Source organism: Methylobacterium sp. 77, from assembly GCF_000372825.1.
GTDB lineage: Bacteria > Pseudomonadota > Alphaproteobacteria > Rhizobiales > Beijerinckiaceae > Methylobacterium.
Genome location: NZ_KB910516.1, coordinates 3,378,840 through 3,397,410 on the forward strand (window position 1 = coordinate 3,378,840; position 18,571 = coordinate 3,397,410).

General features: G+C 65.6%; 21 protein-coding genes. 10 read left to right on the forward strand and 11 right to left on the reverse strand.

What is annotated here, in order from left to right:
- Nucleotides 1–26: 26 nt before the first annotated feature.
- From ftsE to A3OK_RS0116060, 3 genes are all read left to right on the forward strand, one after another.
- Complete coding sequence (ftsE, locus tag A3OK_RS0116050) at nt 27–725, forward strand: cell division ATP-binding protein FtsE (protein ID WP_019905915.1); 699 nt, start codon at nt 27–29, stop codon at nt 723–725.
- On the forward strand, nt 725–1,693 hold the full coding sequence (locus tag A3OK_RS0116055; protein ID WP_019905916.1) for an ABC transporter permease: 969 nt from the start codon (nt 725–727) through the stop codon (nt 1,691–1,693). The genes ftsE and A3OK_RS0116055 overlap by 1 nt, the downstream gene beginning before the upstream one ends.
- A 259-nt stretch (nt 1,694–1,952) precedes the next feature.
- A complete protein-coding gene (locus tag A3OK_RS0116060; RefSeq protein WP_155912047.1) occupies nt 1,953–2,639 on the forward strand; it encodes a YdcF family protein in 687 nt (228 codons plus the stop codon).
- A 9-nt stretch (nt 2,640–2,648) separates the two neighbouring features.
- On the opposite strand, the gene A3OK_RS24640 is transcribed toward A3OK_RS0116060, so the two are convergent.
- From A3OK_RS24640 to A3OK_RS24090, 5 genes are all read right to left on the reverse strand, one after another.
- Nucleotides 2,649–3,158, reverse strand: coding sequence for a hypothetical protein (locus A3OK_RS24640; RefSeq protein WP_019905918.1), 510 nt, complete (start codon nt 3,156–3,158; stop codon nt 2,649–2,651).
- Between the two features lie 122 nt (nt 3,159–3,280).
- Nucleotides 3,281–3,532, reverse strand: a complete 252-nt coding sequence (locus A3OK_RS0116070) for a hypothetical protein (RefSeq protein ID WP_155912048.1) — start codon at nt 3,530–3,532, stop codon at nt 3,281–3,283.
- A 217-nt stretch (nt 3,533–3,749) separates the two neighbouring features.
- Nucleotides 3,750–3,908, reverse strand: coding sequence for a hypothetical protein (locus tag A3OK_RS24375; RefSeq protein ID WP_019905920.1), 159 nt, complete (start codon nt 3,906–3,908; stop codon nt 3,750–3,752).
- 102 nt (nt 3,909–4,010) lie between these two features.
- A complete protein-coding gene (locus A3OK_RS0116080; protein ID WP_019905921.1) occupies nt 4,011–4,334 on the reverse strand; it encodes a hypothetical protein in 324 nt (107 codons plus the stop codon).
- Nucleotides 4,331–4,507 (reverse strand): hypothetical protein, encoded by a 177-nt coding sequence (locus A3OK_RS24090; protein ID WP_019905922.1) that lies wholly within the window; start codon nt 4,505–4,507, stop codon nt 4,331–4,333. The genes A3OK_RS0116080 and A3OK_RS24090 overlap by 4 nt, the downstream gene beginning before the upstream one ends.
- 363 nt (nt 4,508–4,870) lie before the next feature.
- Between A3OK_RS24090 and A3OK_RS0116090 the strand changes: the two genes are divergently transcribed.
- Both A3OK_RS0116090 and A3OK_RS0116095 read left to right on the forward strand, forming a co-directional pair.
- The gene (locus tag A3OK_RS0116090; protein WP_051093026.1) at nt 4,871–5,899 is read left to right on the forward strand and encodes a polysaccharide pyruvyl transferase family protein; all 1,029 of its coding nucleotides are present in this window, start codon (nt 4,871–4,873) and stop codon (nt 5,897–5,899) included.
- 305 nt (nt 5,900–6,204) lie between these two features.
- Nucleotides 6,205–7,116: an MBL fold metallo-hydrolase gene (locus A3OK_RS0116095; RefSeq protein ID WP_019905924.1), complete on the forward strand. Its 912-nt coding sequence runs from the start codon at nt 6,205–6,207 to the stop codon at nt 7,114–7,116.
- A 12-nt stretch (nt 7,117–7,128) separates the two neighbouring features.
- Here the strand turns inward: A3OK_RS0116095 and A3OK_RS0116100 are convergent, their stop codons facing one another.
- Together A3OK_RS0116100 and A3OK_RS0116105 are read right to left on the reverse strand one after the other, a co-directional pair.
- On the reverse strand, nt 7,129–8,601 hold the full coding sequence (locus A3OK_RS0116100; protein WP_019905925.1) for an amino acid permease: 1,473 nt from the start codon (nt 8,599–8,601) through the stop codon (nt 7,129–7,131).
- Between the two features lie 177 nt (nt 8,602–8,778).
- The gene (locus A3OK_RS0116105; RefSeq protein WP_019905926.1) at nt 8,779–9,441 is read right to left on the reverse strand and encodes a DJ-1/PfpI family protein; all 663 of its coding nucleotides are present in this window, start codon (nt 9,439–9,441) and stop codon (nt 8,779–8,781) included.
- Nucleotides 9,442–9,854: 413 nt separating this feature from the next.
- Here A3OK_RS0116105 and A3OK_RS0116110 point away from each other — a divergent pair, with 413 nt between their 5' ends.
- The 3 genes from A3OK_RS0116110 (at nt 9,855) to A3OK_RS22915 (ending at nt 11,767) form a co-directional block, all read left to right on the forward strand.
- On the forward strand, nt 9,855–10,598 hold the full coding sequence (locus tag A3OK_RS0116110) for a sigma-70 family RNA polymerase sigma factor (RefSeq protein WP_019905927.1): 744 nt from the start codon (nt 9,855–9,857) through the stop codon (nt 10,596–10,598).
- A gap of 246 nt (nt 10,599–10,844) precedes the next feature.
- The gene (locus A3OK_RS0116115; RefSeq protein WP_019905928.1) at nt 10,845–11,255 is read left to right on the forward strand and encodes a DUF1236 domain-containing protein; all 411 of its coding nucleotides are present in this window, start codon (nt 10,845–10,847) and stop codon (nt 11,253–11,255) included.
- A 194-nt stretch (nt 11,256–11,449) separates the two neighbouring features.
- Nucleotides 11,450–11,767 (forward strand): hypothetical protein, encoded by a 318-nt coding sequence (locus tag A3OK_RS22915; protein WP_019905929.1) that lies wholly within the window; start codon nt 11,450–11,452, stop codon nt 11,765–11,767.
- Between the two features lie 94 nt (nt 11,768–11,861).
- Here A3OK_RS22915 and A3OK_RS22920 read toward each other — a convergent pair whose 3' ends face one another.
- A complete protein-coding gene (locus tag A3OK_RS22920; protein ID WP_019905930.1) occupies nt 11,862–13,079 on the reverse strand; it encodes a GGDEF domain-containing protein in 1,218 nt (405 codons plus the stop codon).
- Nucleotides 13,080–13,574: 495 nt separating this feature from the next.
- On the opposite strand from A3OK_RS22920, the gene A3OK_RS22925 reads away from it, so the two are divergent.
- A complete protein-coding gene (locus A3OK_RS22925) occupies nt 13,575–14,249 on the forward strand; it encodes an OmpW family outer membrane protein (RefSeq protein WP_019905932.1) in 675 nt (224 codons plus the stop codon).
- A 51-nt stretch (nt 14,250–14,300) separates the two neighbouring features.
- Here A3OK_RS22925 and mscL read toward each other — a convergent pair whose 3' ends face one another.
- The 3 genes from mscL to A3OK_RS0116150 form a co-directional block, all read right to left on the reverse strand.
- Nucleotides 14,301–14,723, reverse strand: coding sequence for a large conductance mechanosensitive channel protein MscL (gene mscL / locus A3OK_RS0116140; RefSeq protein WP_026597326.1), 423 nt, complete (start codon nt 14,721–14,723; stop codon nt 14,301–14,303).
- 56 nt (nt 14,724–14,779) lie between these two features.
- Complete coding sequence (locus A3OK_RS0116145; protein ID WP_019905934.1) at nt 14,780–15,664, reverse strand: phosphatidylcholine/phosphatidylserine synthase; 885 nt, start codon at nt 15,662–15,664, stop codon at nt 14,780–14,782.
- 98 nt (nt 15,665–15,762) lie between these two features.
- On the reverse strand, nt 15,763–16,473 hold the full coding sequence (locus A3OK_RS0116150; RefSeq protein WP_019905935.1) for a phosphatidylserine decarboxylase: 711 nt from the start codon (nt 16,471–16,473) through the stop codon (nt 15,763–15,765).
- 307 nt (nt 16,474–16,780) lie between these two features.
- Here A3OK_RS0116150 and A3OK_RS0116155 point away from each other — a divergent pair, with 307 nt between their 5' ends.
- A complete protein-coding gene (locus A3OK_RS0116155) occupies nt 16,781–17,755 on the forward strand; it encodes an arsenic resistance protein (protein WP_019905936.1) in 975 nt (324 codons plus the stop codon).
- Nucleotides 17,756–18,571 lie beyond the last annotated feature (816 nt).

Here is an 18,571-nt window from a genome sequence, read left to right on the forward strand (position 1 = left end):
ACTATCGACCGATCCGGGCGTCTCGCGTGACCGGTGACAGCCTTCTCTCGGGCGTCGAGGAGCCCGTGGTCCAGTTCGAGAACGTCGGCATGCGCTACGGGCTCGGCCCCGAAGTGCTGAGCGACGTGAGCTTTCAGATCGCACCCCGCTCGTTCCAGTTCCTAACCGGTCCTTCGGGGGCGGGAAAGACCACCCTGCTCCGCCTGATCCTGCTCTCGGTGCGGCCGACGCGCGGATTGGTCTCGGTGTTCGGAGAGGAAGTCAGCGGCATCTCGAACGAGGCGCTGACCGGCCTGCGCCGGCGGATGGGCATCGTGTTCCAGGATTTCCGACTGCTCGACCACCTCACCACCTACGAGAACGTCGCGCTTCCGCTGCGCGTCCAGGGCCGTGCCGAGACGAGCTACCGCGCCGAGGTGGTCGAGCTCCTGCGCTGGGTCGGCCTCGGCGAGCGCATGCACGTGCTGCCGCCGCTCCTCTCGGGCGGCGAGAAGCAGCGCGCCGCCATCGCCCGCGCGCTCATCGCCCGGCCCGACCTGCTCCTGGCCGACGAGCCCACCGGCAATGTCGATCCGGGCCTCGGCCGGCGCCTGCTGCGGCTGTTCATCGAGCTCAACCGGCTCGGAACCTCGGTCCTGATCGCGACCCACGATTTCGCCCTGATGGACCTCGTGGACGCGCCCCGGCTCGTCCTGGGCCAGGGCCGTCTGCAGATCGAACGCTGATGGGTGAGGCGAGCCCAAACCCGCGCCCCTCGGCGCCCGTCGCCCCCGTCCCGGAGGCGGCCCTGCCGGCGACCCTGCGGCGCAACGCACCCCTCGTTCCCACCGATTCGGCGGCGAGCCGGGCGCTCGCCGCCGTCATCGCGATCCTGACGTTCCTCGCAGCCCTCTGCGCCGGCGCGGCGGAGATCGTCGCCTCCAGCGCCAACCAATGGCAGGGCAGCGTCGCCCAGGAGGTGACGATCCAGGTGAGGCCGAGCGTCGGCCGCGACATCGATGCCGACGTGGCCAAGGCCGATGCTTTGGCCAAGGCGACGCCCGGCATCGCCACCACGCGGGTTTTCTCCAAAGCCGAAGCGGAGCGCCTGCTCGAACCCTGGCTCGGAAGCGGCCTCGACCTCTCGGACCTGCCGGTGCCGCGCCTCGTCACCCTGAAGCTCGCGGATTCCCCTCCCCCCGACCTGAAGGGGCTGCGAGGGTCGCTCAGCGAAGCCATGCCGGGGGTGGCGAGCCTCGACGACCATGCCTTGTGGCTCCAGCGGCTCTCGACCATGGCCAATACCTTCGTCGGGGTCGGCGTCGGCATTGTCGCCCTCGTCCTGATCGCCACCGGCCTCGCCGTGGTCTTCGCCACCAGGGGTGCCATGGCCGGCAATCGTGAGGTGGTGGAGGTGCTGCATTTCGTCGGCGCGAACGACGACTTCATCGCCCGCGCCTTCCAGCGCCGCTTCTTCCGCCTCGGCCTGCGCGGCGGAATCATCGGGTCGTGCCTGGCGCTGGCGGTGTTCGCCCTCGCGGGACTGCTCGCCCAGGTCTGGCGCTCGGGACCGGCGGGCGACGAGATCGAGGCCCTGTTCGGCGCGTTCCATATCGGCTGGCGCGGCTATGCCGCCGTCATGGTCATCGGCGTGATCGCCTCGGTGGTCACCGGCATCGTCTCGCGGCTGACCGTCAGGCGGTTCCTGCGCTGAGACCCGGCCTCACGGGGTGGGACGCGTCGTGCGTGATCTGGCGCACGCACCGATTTCTCGCCTCGGAAACGTGTTAACCATTCGTAAACCCTTGGGGGAGGAAAGATCGCCTCGCGGAAGCCGCATTCGGCACTACCTTCGGAGGATGGCCACGCGGATGTCAGGATACGGCACCACTCGCCCCCTGGAGGCGTTCGGTTGGGTCTGGCCGCAAGGTCGGGCAGGATCGTCGGTGCCTACCGCTCGGATCGCGATGGTGATGTCTCCAACCCTTCGGCGTCTCGGTCATATCGCCCTCGGCCTCGGTACGGTCGCCGCCCTGGCGCTGGTCGCCGGCTTCCTGGTCTTCGCCGGATCGATCGCCCGCGACGAACGCACCCTCGATGGCCGGGCCGACGGGATCGTCGCTCTGACGGGCGGAGCCCAGCGCATCGGCGACGCGATCGACCTCCTCGCGGGCGGCTACGGCCGGCGCCTGCTGATCACCGGCGTCAACGAGCGGACGAGCCGCGACGAGATCGCCCGGCTCAACCCGAGCCAACGCCACTGGATCGAATGCTGCGTCGACCTCGATTACCGAGCCCGCAACACGATCGGCAACGCCATCGAGACGCGACGCTGGATGCGCCAGCACCGGTTCAGCACCGTTGCCGTGGTGACCTCGAACTATCACATGCCCCGGACCCTGGTGGAGCTCGACCACGCCCTCATGGGCAAGGATCGCGTTTTGCCCCATCCCGTCATCGCGGAAGGCTTCGACGCCGACCGCTGGTGGCGTCACCCCGGCACGGCGAGGCTGATCGGGTCGGAATACCTCAAATTCCTCGTCTCATGGCTGCGGACGCGGTTCGAGGCCGACCCGGAACAGTCTCGGGCGGCGATCATGATGGGCCGTGGAAAGCCGATCAAGCTGGTCTCCGACCCGGTGATGCGCGCGCAGTACTGACGGACCGGTTCAGCGCGAGGCGGTACGCCCGACGCTCACCGTGACCACCTTCGCCCCGCCCTGGGTCGAAGCGGCCATGGGCGTCATGCCGGATGTCGGCCCGGTATCGGCCTTCGACATCGGAACGCGCCGTCCGCGAGAGACGATGCGGGGCCCGCTGGCGCGAACCTGGCGCGCGACGCGCGGTGGCGTGTCGATCACGTAAACGGTCGGGGTTCCGACGGACGCGGGGCGAATGCCGGTCACGGTGGGAACGCCGTAGGTGCCGTAACCCCAGGCGCTCGGAACCAGCTCGGTGGGCCGTGGGAATCGGGTCAGCGGTGCGCCGATATAGTCGCCGCGAATGAGCGGGCCGGCATAGCTCTCGTCGTAGTGTCGGGTGGAGACCGGATCGTGTCCGTAGCCGGATGTCGAGACGGTCTGCGCGTCGGCCGTCTGCGCGGATGCGAGGCCGAGTGCCAGGACGCATCCGACGCACGACGCGTAACCGAGGTTTGACCATCTCTTCGTCAACGACATTCGAGCCTCATGGCATGCAGATTCACGAAGCGTGAACCATGCGAGGACAACCGTCGTTCCGAAAGCCGGTCGGGCGCCAGAGGCGTAGATTGCTTAGACGCGGTCCCGGCAACCCGAGACGTTCAGCGGCAGGTGGTGACGCGGCGGACGATCCAGCCCTCGCCGTCGACGAACATGCGCTTGCGCGACTTGGTGCAGGCGAGCGCGTCGTCCTCGGCCTCGACAGTGAGGGCGACCTTGCCGAGTTCGGCGTCCCGATGAGCGCCGTTCGTGGGGGACGTCTCGGTCCCCGGCATCGCCTGAGCGGCGAGGGAAGAGACACCGAGGATGAGCACAACACCCATCGCGGTGGACAGACCGGATCGTTTCGTCATCGCAACCTTACCCGCGCACCGTTTACCGGGGCGCTTCTTCAGACCCAAGTCGTCGCACCAACAGCGGCGCTTGGTCTGTAAAGTCACGTGGGGGCCAAACGGTTGCACCGCGATGACGCAACGCACCCGGAGAACCGGCATGCACAGCCCATCGTGTGAAACCACACTTTCGTGGCTCCGACGGTCTCGTCCGGAGCGGACCCGATCGGCCTCGGGATCAGCGCGTGGCGGTGACGCTGAGCATCGGCAGGGTCACCGCGAGTTCCGGGGTGCCGAGGATGCGGGGCGCCAGGGATGGGAGGGCGAGGGCCGCGATGCCCAGGGCCAGGGTCAGCCCCAGCAGCGACGTTTCGATACCCCGGTAGATCGCGTCCATGCTCACCCCCACCCTGCAGGTTCGCACCGATCATGGGCGGGAGCGAGTTAACCAATCCTTCGCGCGGACGAGGATGCGGGGAGCGGGACGGTCCCGCCGCCGTCACGCGCGTCCGAGCGTCGCCATATGGGCGAGGTCGGATTCGGGCGGCTTCAGCAGGGCCGCAGCCAGATTGGCTTCGAGGACGATGAGATCGCTGTCGGGATCGGGCTCCCAGCCGCAATCGCAGCCACTCGCGCCTTCATGGGCCTGGGCGACCTGGCGATACAAGGCGCCAATGGTGCGCGCGGCCACCGCCAGCGCCTGGAGTGCAGGAAGGGGATTGCGGTTCAGGCTGTTCCAGAAGGCTCGCCGGAGCGCTTCGTCCAACTCGCTTCCCTCCTTGGGCGGCTCGATGCAGGGACGGGTCGAACGGACGGTGCTCACGCGATCTCTCCTTTTGCGATCGGAACGGGTTCGGGCATCAGCCCCGGCTCCCTCGCGGCAGTCAGGAAGTCGACGAAATCGGAGATGCGGTGCAGGCGCATGTCGACGGCACAGCCATCCCACCATGCCAGTCGGGCATAACCGCGGATCATTTCCAGCATCCGTTCCATCATGGCCGGCCTCCTCGTTTCGCAATCCGTCATGAATTGGCATAAAAGAGGAAGCAGACCGATCAATCAAGCGTATTGTCCAAGATTGGAAAGAGTATAAATCGCCGAGCGCGGTCTATATCGATAGTCTTGAGTTAGATTTATTCTATCTTATCGAACCATACCCGCCATCGATGCCGAAATCCCACTCCGTCGACGGCATTGATGGCGGGGTTGGGCGGCGCGACATCCATCCGGCACGGCGGCGGCCATGGCAGCGCCTTGGGCAGCGCTCTCGCCGAGCGCCTGTGGACGGCTCGACTCTTGCGGCCTCGGAGACGATAAGCGCAGGTGAAACGCCGGTGGTGAACAAGCTTGGAGAATCGCGTGTCGGACCACGAAGAGGTTGAGGGCCAGGACGACCACGAGAAGCAGGACGACCACGACAAGAAGGTCGCGGCGAAGGCGTTTCTCACTCACCTCAAGAAGGGGAACAGGGACGCGTTCATCACGCTGGAGAACGACCTCATCGCCGAATCGGCACAGAAATGGGGAGCCTTCGTCTCCGCCTTCCGCTCCCTGCGCACGTTCGACGACATGGCGAACGAGGCCGGTCTGGATGAAAAGTACCGCCCCAAAATGTGGTGGATGCGCAGCCCCTATCCCGGCAATTTCGGCGACATCCTGACACCTTACGTTCTCTGGCACGCCTTCGGCGTGATGCCGCGTTGGGTCAATTCCAAGCAGGCGGAAGGTCTCTGCATCGGCAGCATCGCCAAGTTCGCCCGTGACGGGACGCGCGTCTGGGGAGCGGGCATGCCGCGCAGCACCGATCCGCTCTGCCCGACCGCGATCTACACGGCCGTCCGCGGCCCGCTCTCGCGTGACGCGGTCATCGCATCCGGCGGAACATGCCCCGAAATCTACGGCGACCCCGCCGTCCTGCTGCCGGAACTCTACGCGCCGGACGTGCCCAAGACCCACAAGATCGGCATCATCCCGCATGTCCTGCAGGAAGCGATGATCCGTGCCGCCATCGAGAAGATCGGGGCGGATCACATCAAGATCATCTCGCTCCGCTCGGTGACCTTCGACGACATCGAGGGCGTGATCAGGGATATCATGAGCTGCGAGGAGATCGTGTCGACCTCGCTCCACGGCCTGATCGTGTCCCACGCCTACGGTGTTCCCTGCCAGTCGCTCCGCGTGACGGGCGAACCGGAAACGGCCGGGGATTCCTTCAAGATGCGGGATTACAAGCTGTCGGTCGGCCTCGACGATGCCGCCCTGGGCGTGCCGCCGAGATTCACCGACCTGACATGGCTGGAATCGCGCAAATGCGTCCTGCCGCCGTCCCCCATCGACACGAAGCCTCTCCGGGCGGCGTTCCCCTTCCCGGTCCGTCTCGGCGCCTGAGATCGGGGGCAGGAATCGGGGGCGGAGGAGAGTTTTTGGGGTCTCGACATCATCTCCGCCGGGCCAGGGTCGAGACCGGGCGCGGCGTAGCAATGACGTCGCGTTCGACCGCCCTTCGCATGAATTCGGGGCTTCCAAGCCGTGTGCGTGTCCGCACATCGATGTGCAAAGCGGCTGACTACCTGATGGTCAACCCCTCTTTGATCCTGGCAACCTACCTGTGACCGTTCTCGCGAGGAATGGATCGCATCGGTGCGCCGAAAGGCACCGGATCTGACACGGATCGGGCAATCGGTAGTCGAACGATGACCATGACGCACACGCCTCCGACCGAGGACGGTCTGTCCCTACGCTTCTGGGGCGTCCGCGGTTCCACGCCCGTCAGCGGGCCGGATTACGTCGAGTTCGGCGGCAATACCCCATGCCTGGAGATCCGCTGCGGCACGCGCCTGTTCGTCGTCGATGCCGGCTCGGGCCTGAATGCCTGCGGCATGCATCATCGTGAGGCGATGCCGAAGGAGATCGATCTTCTTTTCAGCCATCTCCATCTCGACCACACCGCCGGCCTGCCGTTCTTCAAACCGGTCGTGTTCAACCCCGAGCGGACGATCAACACCTATTGCGGCAACCTGGACGGGGACAGCGCCAAGGCCACGCTCGACCGGCTGTTCTCGCCGCCGCTCTTCCCGGTGACCCTCGATATCCTTCCCTGCACGCTGGCCCATCACGGCTTCAAGGCCGGGGAACCGCTCGATTTCGCCGATGGGTCGCATGTCGATACGATCCTGCTGAACCATCCGCAGGGATCGGTCGGCTATCGCTTCGATCATGACGGCAAGCGGCTCTGCATCATCAGCGACATCGAACATTCCGACCCGTGGCCGGACGAGGCCCTGCGCCGTTTCGTGGAAGGCGCCGACCTCCTCGTCTATGACGGCATGTTCACCGAATCCGAGTATCCGCGCTGCTGCGGCTGGGGTCATTCCACCTGGCAGAAGGGCGTCGAACTGGCGAAGGCCGCCGGTGCCAAGGCGCTGGCGATCATTCACCTGCACCCCTCCCATAGTGACGCGATGCTGCGCGCGGTCGAGGCGGAAATGCAGTCCGAGATGCCGACGGCCTTCATCGCGCGCGAGCGGCAGGTCGTCGTCGTCGGTGAGGATACGGGGGAAGCCACCTGCGACTTCCCCCTGCTATCCCTGATCAAGACGGCCTGAAACACACCCGCGTCAGGCGGCCTCCTCACGTCCGAGGCGGCTGTTGCGGCGGCTCCAGGCGAAGTAGATGACGAGGCCGACGGCGAGCCACGCCACGAGGCGCAGCCAGGTCTGGCCGTCGAGCGAGACCATCATCGCAAAGCAGCTGAGGATGCCGAGGATCGGCACCAGCGGAACCAGCGGCGTCCGGTAATCGCGCCGTGCATCGGGCTGGGTCCGGCGCAGGATGATGACGCCGGCGCAGACCAGCATGAACGCGAGCAGGGTGCCGATGCTGGTCATGTGGCCGAGCTGGCTGATCGGCAGGAAGCCGCCGAGCGCGCTCGTGAACACCATGAAGAACAGGTTCGAGCGATAGGGCGTCTTCCAGGTCGGGTGGATCTTGGAGAAGAAGCCCGGCAGCAGCCTGTCCTGGCTCATCGAGTAGAACACCCGGCTCTGGCCCAGGAGCAGGACCAGGATCACGGTGGAGAAGCCGGCGATGACGCCCAGCGTCACGAGGCTCTTCAGCCACAGGAACGGCGTCTGGGCGATGGCCGTGTTCACCGGCGCGGCATCCCCCCTCATGGCATCGTAATGGACGAGGCCGGTGAGCACGCCGGCAAAGGCGATGTAGATGACCGTGCAGATCGCCAGCGACCCGAGGATGCCGATCATCATGTTGCGCTGAGGGTTCTTCGCTTCCTGCGCCGCGGTCGAGACCGCGTCGAACCCGACATAGGCGAAGAACACCACGCCGGCGCCGCGCATGATCCCACTCCAGCCGTATTCGCCGAAAGTGCCGGTGTTCTCGGGGATGAACGGCACGTAGTTCTGTGCCTTGATGTAGAACAGGCCAACGCCCACCACGACCGCGACCACGGCGAGCTTGATCGCCACGACCACGGCGTTGACGCGCGCGGATTCGCGGATGCCGATCATCAGGAGGGCGGAGGCGCCGATGATGATGAGGATGGCGGGCAGGTTGACGAGGCCGTGCGCGGTGGCGCCGTCCGCCAGCGTGTAGGTCTCGAACGGGGAATGGACGAGGCTCGGCGGAAGGTTGATGCCGAGCGTATCGCGCAGGAAGCGGGTGACGTAGCTGGACCAGCTCACCGAGACGGTGGCGGCGCCGACCGCATATTCGAGCACGAGATCCCAGCCGATGATCCAGGCCACGAACTCGCCCATGGTGGCGTAGGCGTAGGTATAGGCCGAGCCCGCCACCGGGATCATGCCTGCGAGCTCGCTATAGCACATGCCGGCGAAGGCGCAGGCGATCGACGCGATGGCGAAAGAGATGATGACGGCGGGGCCGGCATGCTCGGCCGCCGCGATGCCGGTGAGCGAGAACAGGCCGGCGCCGATCACGGCGCCGATGCCGAGGGCGACGAGGCTCCAGGGACCGAGGGTGCGCTCGAGCTTGTGCTCGCCCTCCTCGGCATCGGAATTCAGTCGCTCGAGGGATTTCGTCCGGGTGAGATCGCCTGCGAGGCCTGCAGCCATGGAGGGAAGTCCTTATTGGTCGGAGCGTGGAAGTCCGACGTTCAGCGGCATCGCGACCATGCAGCTTTCTCGCCAGGGGCTTAACCTTGGCGTTTCATCGCGGTTCCGGCGAAATAACGCGGCCTCTGACGGCCGACGACAACCGGTCCGCCGCGACGATTCCGGAGGCGGCGGCCGTCAACGGTTCCGATGAGGCATGGCGGCCGCCAGCGAGCCATCGGCAAGATCCTTCAGGATGGCGGCGGCGCGAGCGGTGATGTCCGGTCCGGCGGAATCCGGCGTCCCGGCGGAGAAGGGCGGCTCCGGCGCATATTCGGCGACGAGCTGGCTCGTCCTGGCATACTCCTCTCCGCGCAGGCGGGCGGCGAGGACGAGTGCGAAATCCAGGCCGGCGGAGATCCCCGCCGCCGTGATCCGGTTGCGGTCCACCACGACGCGTCGGTTCACCGGGATGGCGCCGAGACGGGGCAGCACGGTCTCGCGCACCGACCAATGTGAGGTGGCGCGATAGCCGTCGAGAAGCCCGGCAGCGCCGAGGACGAGGGAACCGGTGCAGACGCTGGTGACCCAGGATGCGTGCGCCGCCCGGTCGCGCAGGAAGGCGAGCGTCGCCTCGTCGCGCATCTGGCCGGGCGTCGCATCGCCGCCCGGCACGAAGAGCACGTCGATGTCGCGCGGACAGGCATCGAAGCTCGTGTCGGCGACGAGGCTCAGGCCCGTGTCGCTCGGCACCGGTCCCACCTGACGGGCGACGAGGTGGAGCCGGTCGCCCGCCAGACCCGCCAGGATCGCCTGCGGCCCGACGAGATCGAGCGCGGTCATGCCCGGAAACATCAGCATGGCGATCCGGACAGGCGGCCCGGAGGACGGCGCCCTGTCTTCGGCCAAAGCAGGACCGGATGAAGCGGAACCGGTCAAGACCGCAACCGCCATGCCCGCGGTAAAACCACGACGATCCATGGGCGATCTCCTCGCATTGGCGCGGCACGGGTATGTAGGCGGCCTGCTGCACCGGCACAGGCTGCCCTGCCACACGATCTGGCTAGGATATCGTCGCCCCCGGTGCCATCCGTCGCATGTGGATGCGAACGCCGCCCCAGCTTATGCGCGGCTTGGCGGGATGCGTGACCGTGCGGGATGCGCTACAACCTCGGGACATGCTACGGCCCCGCCATCGACGTCAGGCGGACCGATCCGATACGGCCGGTTCTATCCGGACGATTTCCTGCCCAACGATCAGAATACGACGAGCCATGACACGCGACGTCCTTGAAACCAGCACCGACCGCTCGATCCAGACGGACGGCGACGCGCGGCCGAACCTGACCGCGACCATCCGTTCCCATCTCGGCGACCATCTCCGCACCGTCTATGACCGCCTCGGCGCGGACGAGCCGGCGACGCGCTTCGCCGAATTGATCGAGAAGCTGGAAGCCGCCCTGAAGGCGCGCGGCGAGCAGGTGGAGCCCGAATTCCGCAACGGCCTGCTCGCGGCGGTGCCGTCGCTGCGCGCCTTCGCGCTCTCGCTCACCAGCAACCCCGCCCGCTCCGACGACCTGGTGCAGGACACCCTGCTGAAGGGCTGGCAGCATCGCGCGCGGTTCCAGCCGGGCACGAACCTGAACGCCTGGCTGTTCACGATCCTGCGCAACATCTTCTACTCCGATCACCGCAAGCGCGTGCGCGAGGTCGAGGACCAGGACGGTTCCTATGCCGCGCGCCTCGCGACGGCGCCGCACCAGGGCGACCGTCTCGACGTCGAGGATCTGCAGACGGCGCTCGCCAAGCTGCCGCCCGACCAGCGCGAGGCCCTGGTTCTCGTGGGCGCCGAGGGTGTCTCCTACGAGGAGGCCGCCACGATCATGGGCTGCAAGGTCGGCACCGTGAAGAGCCGCGTGAGCCGGGCCCGTGGTCGTCTCGCCGAACTTCTCGGCTATGACGAGGAGGATCTCAGTTCGGACAGGCTGATCCAGTCGGCCATGCCGAAGGACACCTGACAGGTTCGACAAGGGCATCCCGCCGCACCGGATGCCCTAGTCGACGTGCCGAGGAATTGGCTGTCGAGACAGCTGTTTTCCGGCTCCGACCAGAGCGGGAACGTCATCCCCCGATCAGCAGGTGATGCCGGGAGATTCTGGCAAAATCGATTTTTGAGGCATCCCTTTCCGGAGATCGGGCGTTACTGCCCCGAACCCCAGCTGAGCGCCAACGCTCGCGGGCCATCGGATACGGAGACCTCGATCATGAATATCAAGACCCTTCTCGCCGCTTCGGCGATCGCCCTTTCCCTTCCCCTCGCCGCACAGGCACAGGGCCTCGTGCGCGGCGCCGAGCGCGGCGCGCAGGACGGCGCCGATGCGGCGGGTCCGGTCGGTGCCATCGTCGGTGGTGCTGTCGGCGCTGCGACCGGAACCGTCGGTGGCATCCTCGGCGTCGACGACCGTCCGCGCTTCCGCCAGTACGTCACCCGCGAGCGTCACAGCTCCTACAATTACGATGGCGACGTTCGCGTCGGCGCCACTCTGCCCGGTAGCGGCGTGACCTATTACGAGGTCCCGTCCGAGTACAACGCCCGCGGCGCGCGCTACACCATCGTCAACGATCGTCCGGTGCTGGTCGATCGCAGCCGTCGCATCGTCGAGGTCATCGACTAATCTTCGACACCGTCGGACTTAAATATCCAATGGAAGCCCCCGGCGCGATGGCGCCGGGGGCTTTCTCATGTCACACCGGGGAAGACGCGCGAAATATCCGAGTGTCGCAGCGTCGACCAACATTTGCGTGTCCAAACGCGCAACACTTGTTCTGTTTGGGTCGTTATTGATCTCGAGCGAAGGAGACATCCGTCATGGCGAACGATCCGATCTTCGAGACTGATAGATCGCCTCCCGGCAAACCGGACGCGATCGAGATCGATACCGGGCTCCCGGAGCCCGTGCGCGATCATCTCGGTCAGCAGTTGCGGTCCGTCTTCGCCACGCACGACGATGCGCCACGATTCCTCGGCGAACCCGCCGTGCCGGAAGAATTCGCACCTCAGCTCCGCCGCCTGGAGACCCGGCTGAAGACCCATGAGGAGGGCACCGTCGCCGTCGAGCAAGCACTGGACGGGCTGCTCGACGACCTCAAGGAGGCCCCGTCCCGTCCGGCTGGCTCCGCACTCTGAAAGATCGGGCTTCACGGGCCGCAGGCTCCCCGCAGTGCGATGCTGCGTCGCCCATCGACGGCCGGACGCGCGGCAACACGCGACGCGAGGATCGTCAGGCGATGAGTGGCTCGCCGGCGACGGCAGCGCTGTCGACGCCGTCCCGTCCTCCGGCCTCCCGCCCCGGACTGCTCTGGCAGACCCGGTTCCGCCCCTGGGACTTGGCCGCATAGTGGGCGGCATCGGCCCTGCGCGTCGCGGGTTCGATATCGACCTCGTTCAGCTCCACCATCGCGACGCCGATACTCGCCGTGACCTTCACGATCCGACCCGCGATCTGGAAGTGGTGGGACGCGGTCGCGAGGCGCAGGCGTTCGGCAATGGCCAAGGTCTGCTCCAACCCGATGTCGGGCAGGACGGCCAGGAACTCCTTGCCACCCCAGCGCACGGCGATGTCCTCCCGCCGCAGCGTGCCGGCGAAGAGTTCGGCGAAGACGATCAGGACGTCATCGCCGCCCGGATGCCCGAAGCGGTCGTTGATGGACTTGAAGTGATCGATATCGGCCATGATGATTCCGACCCTCTTGCCGTCCCGCTTCGACTCCCACGCCTTGTTCATCGTCGCGATCAACCCCCGACGATTGGCGAGGCCCGTCAGCGGGTCGGTCTGGGCGAGGCGGCTGAGGCGTAGGCTGGCGCGTTCTCCCGACATGGCGAGAAACGCGAAATGGACCAGGATACCGGCCACCAGATCGACCGCGAGGGCGATCCGGGCAGCCGCCTCGTCCCGCATCGGCAGATCCGTCGCGACGAGAATCACCAGCGATGCCGCAAAGCTCAAGGAATAGAAGATCATCGCGGCGACGATGATGTATTGCGACCAGAGATGATCGCCGGCGCGCGTCCAAAGACATTCGTAGACTGCCAGAACCGCGATCAGAAGGCAGGGCGCGAAGACGAGCGCCAGGGCGATCCGCGGCGACAGGCCGACCAGCAATGCTCCGGAATACAGGATGCCTGGCAGGCCAGCCAGAAGCAGGAGGTGCGAGGACGCGACCGGCCGACGATAGAAGAGCCGCAGCCCGCTCCATGCCAGGGCCAGGCTCGCCCCGAAGCCGCAATAGGTCACCAGCCCCCGTGACAGCGGCATCCACCCGTCGACGGGTCCGCTCATCATGAACAGGGAGGTGAGGACCGACGCGAGGATCGAGGCGATCCAATGCCAGAGATAGGTCTCGTGGCGCTGCCTCAGCACGACCACGATGAACACGGCCAGATAGGCACCGCGCGACGACAACGTCGCAAACTGAAGCGTATTGATGTCGAGAGCCACGGTTCCGACCTCTTACGAGACATCGATGACGGCGCGAGCGACGGCGCTTCCGCCATCGAAGAGCATGCGATTCGCGATGGGCGCGGCGACACGACGACCGCGCATCGCCTTTTCTAAAACACAGGCGCGCTCAATGGATGAATACTGTCAAATAACACTACTCATATCATCGACACTCTATACCGAACTGAGGTTGCGGCGAAATTCTTAACACATCGGGAAAAACCAAGCCAAAATTGCGCGCGCCACAACCATATCCACGGATATTCGATAGCAAATTCAGATTATCGCTCGGTTGATGGACGAATTGGCAGCGACCCGTCATTCCCTCCATAGATCAGTGGGGAATGTTGATTGTTCGGCTGGATAAACTGATCTGATGATAAGGACCGTCCCCCTTGCGACGCGACCATCGGCGGACGCGACCGACCGATCTCCGCACCGTCATGGAGGACGCGTCCTCGTCCCGAGGCACGGCATGGAACGGTATGGGGCGTGGCCGCCGATCGACTGGGTCTGGCGGCCCTTGCCCTGGCGATGGCCACGTCGGTCTGCCTGGGGGCGGAGGACATCCTCCCCGTCGGCGCGCCGCTTGCGCCGAGGGAGGGCTTTGCCGCAGGCGATGTCCTGGTGCGAGCCCGCATCATCGGCATGGTCGCGGTCGACGAACGGTCTCGGATCGACCTGATCGGGGCGACGGCCGGGTTGCCCACGATGATCCTGCCCGACGCGGACGTCACCTATTTCCTCACCGGCAATCTCGCCGTCGCTGGGCAGGCCGGCATCATTCGGACCAAGCCGGTGACCAAGGGATCGCTGGCGGGAGACATCCCCACCGGGGCGATCCGGAGCTTCGGCGCCTCAGCCGCGATCCAGTATCACGCCTTCTCCGGCCGGCCGCTCAAGCCCTATGCCGGCTTGGGGTTCAGCCTGCCCCTCCCCCTCCGGACGGAGCCCGCCGGCGGCCTCGTGACCGCTTTCAGCGTCGACCCGATCGCCGGCCTGCTGCTCCAGGCCGGGTTCGACCATCATCTCGGCGGCAATCGGTACGCCAATGCCGAGGTCAAGAAGATCTGCCTTCCGCGTTACACTCTGGGAAAGGCCGGCATCGGCGCCACGGTCGAGGTGAACACGGTGATCGTCGGCGGCGGCATCGGCTACTGCTTCTGACCCGCCGTCGGCACGAAGATCGAGGGCGGGTCGGCAACGCTCGCTCCGCCGTTACAGATTCGGCTTTGCCGCGAGGATGTCGCGGATTTCGCCGAGCAGCTTCACGTCGGCCGGCGTCTCGGGAGCGGGTTTCGTCTCTTCCTGCTTCTGGAGCTTGTTCATCGACCGGATGACGAGGAACAGCACGAAGGCGACGATCATGAAATTGAGCGCCACGGTGATGAACTGGCCGTAGCCGATCACCGCGCCCTGTTTCTTGGCGTCGGCATAGGCCGCGCCCTTCTGCACGCTCGACGAGAGCGAGATGTAATAGTTCGAGAAATCGAGTCCCCCGGTGGCCGCGCCGATGATCGGCATGAACACGTCCTGGACGGCCGAGGTCACGATGGCACCGAAGGCGGCGCCGATGATGACGCCCACCGCCAGATCGACGACATTGCCGCGCAGCGCGAACTTCTTGAATTCTTCCAGCACCATCGCCTCCCGAGACGCAGCCCCTCGGGGCGACGCGACGAGGTTAGGCGAGGCGATCAGGTTTCGACAGCGCCGTGCCCGGTCTGTCCACGGCCGGTTGCGTCGAGGGGTGCTTCGGAGGCCTCGTCATCCGCCGGCAGGGCGAGGCGGTCTTCGAGCTTTGCCCGGCGCCGATACTGCGCCGCCCCGATCGGCAGGGTGATCAGGTAGCCGACGCCCATCATCACCATGCACTCGAACGGGAAGCTGATGAACAGGCCGAAGGCAGCGACCGCCACGAGGAAGATCGGCAGCACCCATTCGCGCGGCACGCGCTTGCCCATGGTCTTGCCGGAGAAAGTCGGCACGGTCGAGACCACGAGCAGGGCGATGCAGAGCGTGTAGCCGAGCACCACCGGCGCGGCCCAGCGCTCGATCGGCAATCCGAGGAAGTGGAGATAGAGCGGCAGCATCGCGGTCAGCGCGCCGGCGGGCGCCGGCATGCCGACGAAGAAGTCCTTCTTCCAGGCCGGCCGGTTGGGATCGTCGAGCATGGCGTTGAAGCGGGCGAGACGCAGCGCCATGGCGATGGCGAAGATCAGGGCGACGATCCAGCCGACCGAACGCAGGTCCTTCAACGCGAAGCCGTAGAGGATCAGCGCCGGGGCACAGCCGAAATTGACGAAATCCGCCAGCGAATCGAGCTCGGCCCCGAACCGCGACGTGCCCTTGAGCATGCGGGCGACGCGCCCGTCGATTCCGTCGAGGAAGGCTGCCGCCACGATGGCGATCACCGCCGGTTCGAACTTGCCCTCGAAGGCGAGGCGGATCGCGGTCAACCCGAGGCACACGGCCATCAGGGTGATCATGTTGGGCGCGATCATCCGGAACGGCACCGGCTTGAAGCGGCGCGGCTTCGGCTCGTTGGCATCCGGCTCGAAGGGCGGAAAGAGATCGTCCATGTGGCGCCCCTGACGTCAGGCGAACCGCGCACAGGCGCCGTTCGCGATAGATGAAGCGCCGGCTCTGCCCGGCGGCGCAAGGCGGGCTCGAGGCGAGATCAGATCCGGCGGAAGCTGCGCTCGGGGCCGCCGCCGAGATCGGCGAGCACCGTCTCGCCCGCCACCGCCTTCTGGCCGAGGCCGACGAGCACGCGGGTGCCCACGGGGAGGTAGACGTCGACCCGCGAGCCGAAGCGGATCAGGCCGAAACGCTCGCCGACGCTCAGGCTCTCGCCCGCCGCGACGAAGCCGACGATGCGGCGCGCCACCAATCCGGCGATCTGCACGACGCCGATGCGCAGGGGGCTGCCGCGATGGGTCGTCTCCATGACGAGGGCGCTGCGCTCGTTGTCGTCGCTGGCCTTGTCGAGTTCGGCATTGAGGAACAGGCCGGGCGTGTAGACGATCTGGCCGATCTTGCCCGTCACGGGGACGCGGTTCACGTGGCAGTCGAACACGTTCATGAAGACCGAGATCCGGGTCATCGGCTCTTGCGGCAGGTCGAGTTCGGGCGGCGGCAGCACGGTGGAGATCAGGTTCACCCGTCCGTCCGCGGGCGAGACCACGAGGCCGTCCGCCACCGGCGTCACCCGCTCGGGGTCGCGGAAGAAGTAGCAGACCCACAAGGTCAGGATCAGGAAGATCCACCCGGCGAACTGGGCGAAATAGCCGAACAATACCGTCAGCACGATCCCGATCAGGATGAAGGGATAGCCCTCCTTGTGGATCGGCACGAGGGTTCGGCGGATCGTCTCAAGCAGATCGGACATGAAGGTTCGGTACTCCTGCGGACCGAAGGATCGGCCGCGCCCGCAATGCGGTCGGGTTGGCAGTCCGAACGGCCGGCGTCAACTCTCCGTCGGGATCGAGGGCCGTCGCGACGTGACGCTTTGCCGGTACCGAAGCCGGTATCGTCGCCGCCTCGGAACGTGGCCGCGGCATGAGCGAGAGCCCGATCGCGTCGTCGCGAGTCGAGGTGCCGACGTTGCCCTCGCCGGATTTCCGGTGAGCGGCTATGACGGGACGTGCGACCCCGGAAGGCCGATGTCGAGGACACCAGAGCTTCCGCGAGCACACATGACCGGTCTACGCGACACTCTCGAAGGCCGGCAGGTGACGATCTACATCGTCGCCATCGGCGCGGCGATGATCGCCGCCCTGACGATGCCCGGAACGGCGGCGTTCGAGATCGGCATCAACCCGGCCCTGGCTCTGATGCTGTTCGTGACCTTCCTGCAGGTGCCGCTGCCCGAGCTCGGTCGCGCCTTTGCGCGGATCCGCTTCCTCGCGGCACTCCTCGTCACGAACTTCGTCCTGGTGCCGATCCTCGTCGCGGGCCTGATCCGATTCCTTCCGCCCGACCCGATGATGCGTCTCGGCGTGCTGATGGTGCTGTTGACGCCGTGCATCGACTACGTCGTGACATTTTCCCATCTCGGCCGGGCCGATGCCAGGATGTTGCTGGCCGCGACCCCTGTGCTCCTGATCGTGCAGATGGCCCTGCTGCCCCTCTACCTGAACGCGTTCCTGGGAGCCGAGGCCGCCGCCTTGGTGCGACTGGGGCCCTTCCTCCACGCGTTCGTCTGGCTGATCGCCATCCCGCTCGCGCTGGCCGCGTCCGTGCAGGTCTGGGGCGGCCGCAGCTCCATCGGGCGACGCGTGACGACGGGGCTCGGGCTGCTCCCGGTTCCCGCCACCGCCCTGGTGCTGTTTCTGGTGATCGCGGCCGTCGTGCCGCAGCTCGGGCCGGCCCTCGGCGAAACCCTGCGCGTGGTCCCGGTCTACATCGCCTTCGCCATCGCGGCGCCCCTCCTCGGCTGGGGCATGGGACGCCTGTTCCGCCTCGATGCGCCGAGCGGCCGTGCCCTCGCGTTCAGCGCCGCGACGCGGAACTCGCTCGTCGTCCTTCCACTGGCCTTCGCCGTGCCGGGCGCGGTGCCGCTCCTGCCGGCCGTGATCGTCACCCAGACCCTCGTCGAGCTGGTGAGCGAACTCCTCTACATCCGCCTGATCCCGAAGCTCGGACGCATCCGGCCGTCGCCGGCCGCCTGAACCCTCGCCCGACCTCCCCCGACCGGAGGACCGTCAGTGAGAGGCGCGGCCCCCGGGGCTCCGAAGGCGACTATATTAGTGGACTCCGGATACTTGCTCCCCATTGCAGGAGGGCTAGTCTTGGTCCATCATGAGTGTTCACTGCTTTTAACAAGCATCGGCTGCGTTCCACGTCGGATTGGATTTGATCAGCACCAAGATGGGACGGCGGCGACAAGATCAGCGTCGAACCGCAACATTGTTACCGCCCCAAATGAATAAACAATTTTCTCAGATCCATCAAATCAGGAAACGCAGGTCTCAAGCAAAATACAAAATTGCGAAACATTCGATGATCTGCTTCAAACTATGGACCATATTTTTAAAGCTGATCAACACCAGTATTTCATAGTAAAGGCTTTTGTTGAATATCGAATAGGCAAAAACGCGGAAATAATACCTCAGTACCCCTCTAAAATGACGAATGCGCGACGATGAAAAATAAAGATACGTTTAAATATGCCTTGATTTACATGGTATTTGGAATCATTGCGATAATTATTGTTGGATTTATACCTGCCAATATATATTGGACGTCAGCGGATTCTATCGAGGGAATTGTTCTTGATTTGCATAAATACAATAGATTATCCGGCGGCCACGGGTGCTTAATAAAATTAAAAACGACGCTGGGATATGCGTCAACGATGGGCCGCGACTATTGCAATAGCTATCTAGAGCGCGGAGACAAAGTCAAATTCCTGGTCCGTCGAGGCCGAATCACCGGAGAACTCGTCGTCTCGTACGATTCTTTGCAAAGAAATATGTTCGACTTTA